The organism is Ancylobacter sp. Lp-2 (genome assembly GCF_020523795.1).
Taxonomy (GTDB): Bacteria; Pseudomonadota; Alphaproteobacteria; order Rhizobiales; family Xanthobacteraceae; genus Ancylobacter.
Map to the genome: position 1 here is coordinate 91,658 of NZ_JAJALI010000014.1, position 9,417 is coordinate 101,074.

Sequence of the window (9,417 nt, forward strand, 5' to 3'; positions counted from 1 at the left end):
ATGATCCGGCGGCGGCTCTATATCGACGAGCGCATGTCGCGGCTGGCGGTGTGGAGCCTACGCGTCGCCGTCTTCGCTCTGCCGGTGACCATCATCGGCGTCGCCTGCTACTTCACCGAGATCCTCGATCTGGAAAGCGCCCTCTACACGGTGCTCGCCGGCGTGACGCTGGCGGGGCTGGCGCTCTTGCTGGCGCTCGCCGCCTTCGTGGTGATCTGGAACGAGGGGGTGCGCGGGCTCGGACGGGTGATCGGGGCGGGCGCGCTGGCGCTGGCGCTCATCGCTCCCACCGCCGGCCTCGCCGCCTTCGGCGCCCGGCTGCCGGTGCTGCACGAGGTGAGCACCGACATGGATGATCCACCGGCCTTCGTAACGCTGGCGATGGCGCGCTCGCGCGCCGCCAACCCGCTCGACGGGCCCGACGAGGCGGCCACGACGGCGCAGGAGGACGCCTATCCCGGTATCCACCCGATCGATTTCGATTCGGCGCCAGACGACGTGTTCAACGACCTGATGGTGCTGGTGGCGCGGCGCAAATGGACCATCATCGACGCGGTGCCGCCGCGCGGCGGCCAGCGCGACGGGCGCATCGAGGCGGTGGCGCGGGGGCTGCCGCTGGGGCTGCGCGACGACATCGTGATCCGGGTGCGACGCACCGCCGAGGGCACGCGGGTCGACATGCGCTCGGTGACGCGCAATGCCGTGCGCGATTTCGGCTCCAATGCCCGGCGCGTCGACGACCTGCTGGCGGAGCTCTCGGAACGGCAGGGCAAGCGGCGGCGCTGAGCCTCAGGCGCGCCGGCCATAGACGCCCGCCAGCGTCGGCGGGCCGTCGGTCTCGACCTCGCCGCGGGCGACGAGATCCTCCAGATGCGCCAGCGTCGACAGGCCGGCGGCGCCGAACAGCCGCGGGTCGAGGCCGATATAGATCATCCTGACGATGTCGGGGATGCCGGCGGCACCGCGCGACAAGGCCCGCAGGATCGCCGTCTCGCGCGCCTCGCGATGGCGCAGATAGCGGGCGACGAAGGCGGGCCCCTGCCGCACCGGGCCGCCATGGCCGGGCAGATAGAGCTCCTCCGGCCGCTGGCCGAGCCGGCGCAGCGAGTCCATGTAGTCGCCCATTGCCCCGTCCGGCGGCGCCACCACCGAGGTCGCCCAGGCCATCACATGGTCGCCGACGAAGATCAGGCCGGCGCCGTCCAGCACGAAGGCCATATGGTTGGCGGTGTGGCCGGGGGTGGCGAGCGCAGTGAGCGAGATGCCGTCGCCGGCGAGGCGCTGTCCGTCGGCGATGAGGAGGTCGGGCACGACGTCGCGGTCGCCGGCGGCGTCGAGCACGTTGGTCTCGCCTTCGTGCAGCGGCCGGGCCGAGCGGTGCGGGCCTTCCGCCACAACCGGCGCGCCGGTGGCGGCCTTCAGCGCGGCGAGCGCGCCGGTATGGTCGCGATGGGTGTGGGTGAGCAGGATGTGGCTGACCGGGCGGCCGCCGACCGCGTCGAGCACGGCGGCAACATGGGCAGCGCTGTCGGGGCCGGGGTCGAGAATCATCACCTCGCCGGTGCCGATGAGATAGGTGCAGGTGCCGGTGAAGGTGAACGCGCCGGGATTGGGCGCCAGCACCCGCACCACGCCGGGCGCGACTTCCTCCGCCACGCCGGGCACGGCGGCAAAGTCGCGATCGAAGGGGATGTCGTCGGCCATGGGTGTGGGTTTCCGTCGGTTCCGTCGCGCTGTCTCGTTCCGCACCTAGCCCAGCCGGCGGCGGGCGTCGAGGGCAGAGCCGCGCGGCCGTTAGGGAAGAGGTGGGGTTTTGTCGCCCATTCGTCATCCGGCGCTTGTCAGCGATGGCAAGGTGGCGGCATTTTCGCCACGCGGCGGCCCGCACCGGATGGCGGACCGCGAGGGAAGGACCGAGCATGGACGATCTGTTGGACGGCTACCGGCGCTTTCGCGTCACCTCCTGGCCGGAGCGCAAGGCGCTGTTCGAGAAGCTGGCGCTGCGCGGCCAGAGCCCCGAGACGCTGGTGATCGCCTGCTCCGACAGCCGCGTCGACCCGACGATGATCTTCGACGTCGGGCCGGGCGAATTGTTCGTGGTGCGCAACGTCGCCAATCTGGTGCCGGCCTATTCGACGCCCGATCATGCTCATCACGGCACCAGCGCCGCCATCGAGTTCGCGGTGAAGGTGCTGGAGGTGAAGCAGATCGTGGTGCTCGGCCACGCGCTGTGCGGCGGCGCACGGGCGCTGCTCGACGGCGCGCCGGCGGCGGCTCAGGACTTCCTGCCGGACTGGATCCGCATCGCCGCCCCGGCGAGCGAGGTGGCGCGACACCTGACGGACGACGAGGCCGAGCAGCGGCGCCTGGTCGAATATGGCTGCGTGCGGGTGTCGCTGAGGAACCTCGAGAGCTTCCCCTGGATCAAGGAGCGGGTCGAGGATGGCCGGCTGGCGCTGCACGGCTTCTATTTTGCCGTGGCGACCGGGGTGCTGGAGCGGTTGAAGTCCGACGGCACCTTCGGGCCGACGTGAGCGTGGCCGTGGAACGCGAGCACATGTTTGAAGAACTCGACGGTGTGAAGCTGATCACCGAGGAAGACAATGTCCTGGCGGCGCAGAAGAAGCGCGCCAAGGGCTTCGAGCCGATCTCGCGGCAGCTGTGGGCGGAGCTGACGCGCCGGGGCGGCACGGTGGTCGATGCCGGCGCCTATAGCGGCTTCTATTCCATCCTCGCCGCCCGTTCCGGCGCGGCACGGGTGCACGCCTTCGAGGCGAGCCCGCTCATCGTGCCGCGCCTGCTCGCCAATCTCGAACTCAACGATATCGGCACGGTGCAGGTGCACCCGCACGCGCTCACCCGTGCCTCCGGGCAGCGGATCGCCATTCGCGGCAAGGACGGGCTGAGCTCGGCCGGCAGCATCGTCGGCGAGGGGGCGGTGATCGGCAGCGCCAGCACGCTGGCGCTCGACGATGTCGGCCTTGCCGAGCTGTCGGTGATGAAGATCGACGTGGAGCGGGCCGAATACGACGCGCTTCAGGGCGGCGCGGCGACGATCCGCCGCTTCCGGCCGCATATCCTCATCGAGCTGCTCGACGAGATCGGCCCGGTGGACGAGCTGCTGCGTGGCTGGGGCTATACGGGCGAGAAGACCGACACCAGCATGTACCACTACCACGCCTGAACTGGCGTGACCGGCGGCGCGGGCAAGGCGGTGGCCTCGTCCGCGCCGGAGTGAGGGGCTCAGCCGGCCTGTTCGCCGGGAGCCGTGCCTTCCACCGGCGTCGCCGGCGCGCTGCGGCGCTTGAACACCCGGCGCACCGCGACGAACAGCAGCGGCACGAAGAAGATGCCGAGCACGGTCGCCGCGATCATGCCGCCCATCACGCCGATGCCGATGGCGTTCTGCGCCCCCGAGCCGGCGCCGCTGGCGATGGCGAGCGGCGTCACCCCGAGGATGAAGGCGAAGGAGGTCATCAGGATCGGCCGCAGGCGCTGGCGCGCGGCGTCGAGCGTCGCCTCGACCAGCCCCATGCCGTGCCCCTCGCGCTCGATGGCGAACTCCACGATCAGGATGGCGTTCTTCGCCGCGAGGCCGATGGTGGTGAGCAGGCCGACCTTGAAGTAGACGTCGTTGGTCTGGCCGAACAGATGCGCCCCGAGCAGCGCGCCGAAGATGCCGATCGGCACCGACAGCATCACCGCGAACGGGATCGACCAGCTCTCATAGAGCGCGGCCAGGCACAGGAAGATCACCAGCACCGAGATGGCGTAGAGCGAGGCCGCCTGGTTGCCGGACAGCTCCTCCTGCTTCGACAGGCCGACCCACTCATGCCCGTAGCCCGCCGGCAACTGGGCGACGAGTTCGTTGATCGCCGTCATCGCGTCGCCGGAGCTGACCCCGGCCGCCGCCTCGCCCTGGATCTCGACGGCGGAGGAGCCGTTGAAGCGCTCGAGGCGCGGCGAGCCGAAGGTCCAGCGCGAGGAGGTGAAGGAGGAGAACGGCACCATGTTGCCGTCCGAGTTGCGCACATGCCAGCGGGCGAGATCCTCTGGCTGCATGCGGAAATCGGCCGACGACTGCACATAGACCTTCTTCACCCGGCCGCGATCGATGAAGTCGTTGACGTAGCTGCTGCCCCAGGCGGTGGAGAGCGTGTCGTTGATGTCCGCCAGCGACACGCCGAGCGCGCTCGCCTTCTCCTCGTCGATGTCGACGACCAGCTGCGGCTCGTCCTCCTGTCCGTTGGGGCGGGTATTGGCGAGGCGCGAATCGCCCGCCGCCTTGGCCAGCAGCTGGTTGCGGGCGGCGATCAGCTTGTCGTGGCCGGCGCCGTTGATGTCCTGCAGGTAGAAGTCGAAGCCGTTGGAATTGCCCATGCCCTGGATCGCCGGCGGGGCGAGGGCGAAGACGCGGCCGTCATGGAACTTGGAGAACGCCGCCATGGCCCGGCCGGCCACCGCGCTGGCCGACAGCGCCGGCGACTTGCGCTCGTCGAAGGGGCGCATGCGCAGGAAGGCGATGCCGACATTCTGGCCCTGGCCGCCAAAGCCGAAGCCCTGCACGGTGAACACGCCCTCCACCGCGTCCTTCTCATTGTCGAGATAGTGGCGGGTGACGTCGTCGAGCACCTTGTCGGTGCGGTTGGCGGTGGCGCCCACCGGCAATTGCACGCTGGTGATCAGGATGCCCTGGTCCTCCTGCGGCAGGAAGGAGGAGGGCAGCCAGGCGAACATCCAGCCCATGGCGAGGGTGATGAGCGCGAAGATCATCAGGAACCGGCCGGAGCGGGAGATGATGCCGGCGGTGCCGGAGCGATAGGCGTGGCTGCCGCGGTCGAAGGCGCGGTTGAAGGCGCCGAACAGGCCGCCCTTCGCACCATGCCCGGAGCCTTCGGCGCCGGCGTCTCCGTGGGGCTTGCGCGGCTTCAGCAGGGTGGCGCACAGCGCCGGGGTGAGGACCAGCGCCACCAACACCGACAGCACCATGGCCGAGACGATGGTGACCGAGAACTGCCGGTAGATGATGCCCACCGAGCCACCGAAGAAGGCCATCGGCACGAACACCGCCGACAGCACGGTGGCGATGCCGATCAGCGCGCCGGTGATCTCGTCCATCGACTTTCGGGTGGCCTCGCGCGGCGAGAGGCCTTCCTCCTCCATCACCCGCTCGACGTTCTCCACCACGACGATGGCGTCGTCGACCAAGAGGCCGATGGCCAGCACCATGGCGAACATGGTCAGCGTGTTGATGGAGTAGCCGAACAGCGCCAGCACGCCGAAGGTGCCGAGCAGCACCACCGGCACCGCGATGGTCGGGATGAGGGTGGCGCGGATGTTCTGCAGGAAGACGAACATCACCACGAAGACGAGGACGATGGCCTCGGCCAGCGTCTTCACCACCTCCTCGATGGAGAGCACCACGAAGGGGGTCGTGTCGTAGGGATAGACCACCTCCAGCCCTTCCGGGAAGGTGCCGGACAGGCGCTGGATCGCCGCCTTCACCCCCTCAGCGGTGCTGATGGCGTTGGCGCCGGTGGCGAGGTTGATGCCGAGGCCGGCCGCCGGCTTGCCGTTGTAGCGCGCCGAGGTGGTGTAGCTCTCGGCGCCGAGCTCGACGGTGGCGACGTCGTTCAGCCGCACCAGCGAGCCGTTGCTGGTGCTCTTGATGATGATGTTGCGGAACTGCTCCGGCGTCTGCAGCCGGCCGCGCGCGGTGACGGTGGCGTTGAGCTGCTGGCCCTTGCGCTGCGGCAGGCCGCCGAGCTGGCCGGCCGAGACCTGGGTGTTCTGCGCCTCGATGGCGGTGGTGATGTCGCTCGGCATCAGCTGGTATTTTGCCAGCTTGTCCGGATCGAGCCAGATGCGCATCGAATAGGACGAGCCGAACACCTGGGTGGTGCCGACGCCGTCGACGCGCCGCAGCGTGTCGTTGAGGGTGGAATCGACGTAGTCGGCGACGTCGACCGAGGACATCGAATCGTTGGCCGACACGAAGCCGACCACCATCAGGAAGCCGTCGGAAGCCTTGTCGACCTCGATGCCGCTGGTCTGCACGATGGTCGGCAGTTGCGAGGTGACCAGCTGCAGCTTGTTCTGCACCTGCATCTGCGCCACGTCCGGATCGGCGGCACTGGTGAAGGTGATCGAGATCGAGGCCTGGCCGGTCGAGGTCGAGGTGGCCGACATGTAGTCGAGATTGTCGAGGCCGGTCATGCCCTGCTCGATGACCTTGGTCACCGAGTTCTCCACCGTCTGCGCGTCGGCGCCGGGATAGGTGGCGGTGATGCGCACCGTGGTGGGCGCGATCTGCGGATATTGCGCGACCGAGAGCGAGTTCAGGGCGAGCAGGCCGCCCAGCATGATCAGGATGGCGATGACCCAGGCGAAGACCGGGCGGTCGATGAAGAAACGTGCCACGCCGCTCACTCCTGCGCCGTGCGCGCCGGGGCGTCGGCGGCGGCATAGTGGCGGTCGGCGGGCAGGGCGGTTTGCTTGCCGCGCTCGACGACCTCGCCGGTGGTCTCGTCGAGGGTGACCTCGACGGGCGAGGCCAGCTGTCCCACGGTGACGAACTGGCTGCCCTCGACCACGACCCGGTCGCCATCGGCGACGCCGCTCTCGACCAGCCAGCTATTGCCGACGCTGCGGCCCACGGTAAGGACGCGCTGGCCGACCTTGCCGTCGCCATCGACCACCAGCGCCACCGGCTCGCCCTTGGTGTTGCGGGTCACCGCGCGCTGCGGCACCAGGAAGCTGTTCGGCGCTACACCTTCCTCGACGAGGGCCCGCACATACATGCCGGGCAGCAGCAGGCGGTCCGGATTGGGGAACTGCGCGCGCACGCCGAAGGTGCCGGTGGTCTCGTCGACATAGGCCGAGGAGAATTCCAGCGTGCCCTCCAGCGGGTAGATGGTGCCGTTGTCGAGCTTGAGGCGCACCTTGACGTCGTTGCCGGCGATCTTGATGCGGCCTTCCTTGATCGCCTGGCGCAGATTCAGCAGGTTGGTGCTCGACTGGGTGACGTCGACATTGATCGGGTCGAGGGTGCGGATGGTGGTCAGCGCGGTGTCCTGGCTCGCGGTGACGAGCGCGCCGGGGGTGAGGGTGGACTTGTCGATGCGCCCGCTGATCGGCGCGGTGATGCGGGTGAAGTCGAGATTGATCTTCGCGGTATCGACGCTGGCCTTCGCCGCGGCGACCTCCGCCCGGGCCTGGGCGAGCGAGGCGACGGCGTCGTCATAGTCCTGCTTGCTCACCGCGTTCTGCTTGATGAGGCCCTGATAGCGCTCGAGCTTGGCCTGGGCGCTCGGCACGGCGGCCTCGGCCTTCTGCTGGCTGGCCACGGCGCTGTCATAGCTCGCCTGATAGGTCGCCGGATCGATCTGGTAGAGGGCGTCGCCGGCCTTCACCTCGCTGCCTTCCTGGAACAGCCGCTCCTTGATGATGCCGCCGACCTGCGGGCGCACCTCGGCGATCAGCGAGGCGGTGGTGCGGCCCGGCATCTCGGCGGTGATGGCGACCGATTGCGGGTGCACCGTCACCACGCCCACTTGCGGGCGCTCCTGCGGGTGGGAAGCGGCGGAAGTGGCGGCCTCGCGGCCATCGCAGCCGGCGGCGAGGAGCAGAACGAAGAGCGATACCGGCAGCAGCGGAGACCGCTTCGCGTGAATCGACGTCACGGGAAAATCCCCCCATTAGGAAACTTGATGGTATCCATATTATCGCGCCCGTGCCTCTGTCAATCGCGCGCCGGCTGCCATGCTGGTCGCAACGTCGATCGGCGCTGGCGGGCGCGTTTGCCGGTGAGTCCATTGGCTCGACGAGGCCGGACGCTGACTCGGTCACCCTCAGCCCTGATGATGGCGGCGGCGTGAGGCCCATTTCTCGCGGTCTGTGCCGCAAGCCCGCAAGAAATGGTGCGGGCCGGTGGCCACTCAAGACATGGTGTGATGTCACGATGCAGTGGGGCAGACGCCGCGCGCCCGGCGATTGACGTAACGGCGTACCAATCTAGAGTGGCGTCAGCAAAGGTTCCGGTGCGGCGGGAAGAGCCGATCCGTGGCGGTGTCGTCTACCGCCTGCGGCATCGCGGAACATGTTCGATGGCAACGGGGGGCCATAGCCATGGTCACGAAGGTCGCGACGCAAAACGGTGAAATCGTCGACGGTACCGAGGATGCCGACGAGCTGCTCTCGGACGGGTTCAACGATGTCACGCTGAATGGCCTTGGCGGGGTCGACTGGATATGGGCCACCGGTGGCACCGGGGGCATCTTCAATGGCGGCGCGGGGAATGATTACCTGTACGCGGGCGACGATGATCGCCAGATATTTCAGAATTCCGGCGGAATCTTCAATGGCGACGAGGGCAACGATTACTTCAACGCCGTTATCAGTACGGGAGGCACCTTCAATGGTGGTGAGGGCAACGATTACTTCAACGCCTTTTTCAGTACGGGAGGTACCTTCAATGGCGACGAGGGCAACGATCACTTAGACGCTGATTCCAATAAGGGAGGCACCTTCAATGGTGGCGAGGGTAGCGATTATTTCAAAGCCGATTTCAGTACGGGAGGTACCTTCAATGGAGGAAACGGCAATGACAGTTTTGACATATATACGTCCAAGGGCGGAACCTTCAATGGGGATGCCGGAGATGATACTTTCTATGTAGATTCGTATATTGAAGGTAATCCATATTTGAATGGGGGTGTCGGATACGATACGTTGTATGTCAGTCAGCATTATAGTCATTTTGGTGTTTTCAAATTTAATGACACAATAGTATTTTTAAGTCATTATAATTATAATTATATGACAATTTCTGGTGTTGAATCTTTTATATTCGACAGTGATAGCCCGGCTGGCGGGGATGAGTACACGGTAGACACCATTCCCGCCATTTCCAAGCGCGCCGTGACGATGGCAGCGACCGGCGACGATTACGTCGACGGGCTGCTGCAGGGCAGCAAATGGGGGGGCTGCCACGACATGGTCCGATAACAGTTATTTGCTTGATAACTCCCACCTGTCGACGATAAGTAGTGCCTACAGTTACGTAAATGGTATAACGAGGCTCAATATAACTGAAGCGTCTAGATTTGTCCCGAACAACGGTGCCGATATTCGTATCTACACCTCGCCAGACCTGCCGGCCACGGTGATGGCACCCAATGAAGGCAGCTATGCCCTCCTCAATACCAGAGATCCCGCCATCCGGCAGACGTCCGCGGCCGGCAACGCGGCCTATCTGACTTATCTTCAGATCGTCGGCCGCACGCTCGGGCTGAAATTCGCCAGCGAGGGCGGCGGGGTCGCCAATGTGGCGGTACCGGCTGACAAGGATTCGCTCGAATACACGGTGATGAGCCAGCGCTCCTATCCCGGTGGGCCGGCGGGCGACTACACGGTTGC

General features: G+C 66.8%; 7 protein-coding genes and 1 pseudogene. 5 read left to right on the top strand and 3 right to left on the bottom strand.

All coding sequences use genetic code 11. The features are described 5' to 3' along the window. On the top strand, positions 1-786 hold the full coding sequence (locus LGR54_RS23705; protein ID WP_230364427.1) for a DUF1499 domain-containing protein: 786 nt from the start codon (positions 1-3) through the stop codon (positions 784-786). 3 nt (positions 787-789) lie between these two features. Here LGR54_RS23705 and LGR54_RS23710 read toward each other — a convergent pair whose 3' ends face one another. Continuing rightward, entirely contained in the window at positions 790-1,704 is a 915-nt protein-coding gene (locus tag LGR54_RS23710; protein WP_230364428.1) for an MBL fold metallo-hydrolase, read from the bottom strand. A 215-nt stretch (positions 1,705-1,919) separates the two neighbouring features. Between LGR54_RS23710 and LGR54_RS23715 the strand changes: the two genes are divergently transcribed. Together LGR54_RS23715 and LGR54_RS23720 are read left to right on the top strand one after the other, a co-directional pair. After that, positions 1,920-2,534 carry a carbonic anhydrase gene (locus LGR54_RS23715; protein WP_230364429.1) on the top strand — a complete coding sequence of 205 codons (615 nt, stop codon included), beginning with the start codon at positions 1,920-1,922 and terminating at the stop codon, positions 2,532-2,534. A gap of 23 nt (positions 2,535-2,557) precedes the next feature. Then, entirely contained in the window at positions 2,558-3,184 is a 627-nt protein-coding gene (locus LGR54_RS23720) for an FkbM family methyltransferase (protein WP_230364430.1), read from the top strand. A 59-nt stretch (positions 3,185-3,243) separates the two neighbouring features. Here LGR54_RS23720 and LGR54_RS23725 read toward each other — a convergent pair whose 3' ends face one another. After that, positions 3,244-6,420, bottom strand: a complete 3,177-nt coding sequence (locus tag LGR54_RS23725; protein ID WP_230364431.1) for an efflux RND transporter permease subunit — start codon at positions 6,418-6,420, stop codon at positions 3,244-3,246. 5 nt (positions 6,421-6,425) lie between these two features. Next, complete coding sequence (locus LGR54_RS23730) at positions 6,426-7,673, bottom strand: efflux RND transporter periplasmic adaptor subunit (protein ID WP_370638268.1); 1,248 nt, start codon at positions 7,671-7,673, stop codon at positions 6,426-6,428. A gap of 454 nt (positions 7,674-8,127) precedes the next feature. On the opposite strand from LGR54_RS23730, the gene LGR54_RS23735 reads away from it, so the two are divergent. Further along, positions 8,128-9,006 carry a hypothetical protein gene (locus tag LGR54_RS23735; protein ID WP_230364433.1) on the top strand — a complete coding sequence of 293 codons (879 nt, stop codon included), beginning with the start codon at positions 8,128-8,130 and terminating at the stop codon, positions 9,004-9,006. Between the two features lie 160 nt (positions 9,007-9,166). After that, positions 9,167-9,417, top strand: a pseudogene (locus LGR54_RS23740) (hypothetical protein); the annotation flags it as partial.

Excerpts from the sequence above, each read along its gene's own strand:
- LGR54_RS23705 (WP_230364427.1), top strand. The coding sequence starts at position 1 with ATGATCCGGCGGCGGCTCTATATCGACGAGCGCATGTCGCGGCTGGCG.
- LGR54_RS23710 (WP_230364428.1), bottom strand. The coding sequence starts at position 1,704 with ATGGCCGACGACATCCCCTTCGATCGCGACTTTGCCGCCGTGCCCGGC.
- LGR54_RS23715 (WP_230364429.1), top strand. The coding sequence starts at position 1,920 with ATGGACGATCTGTTGGACGGCTACCGGCGCTTTCGCGTCACCTCCTGG.
- LGR54_RS23720 (WP_230364430.1), top strand. The coding sequence starts at position 2,558 with ATGTTTGAAGAACTCGACGGTGTGAAGCTGATCACCGAGGAAGACAAT.
- LGR54_RS23735 (WP_230364433.1), top strand. The coding sequence starts at position 8,128 with ATGGTCACGAAGGTCGCGACGCAAAACGGTGAAATCGTCGACGGTACC.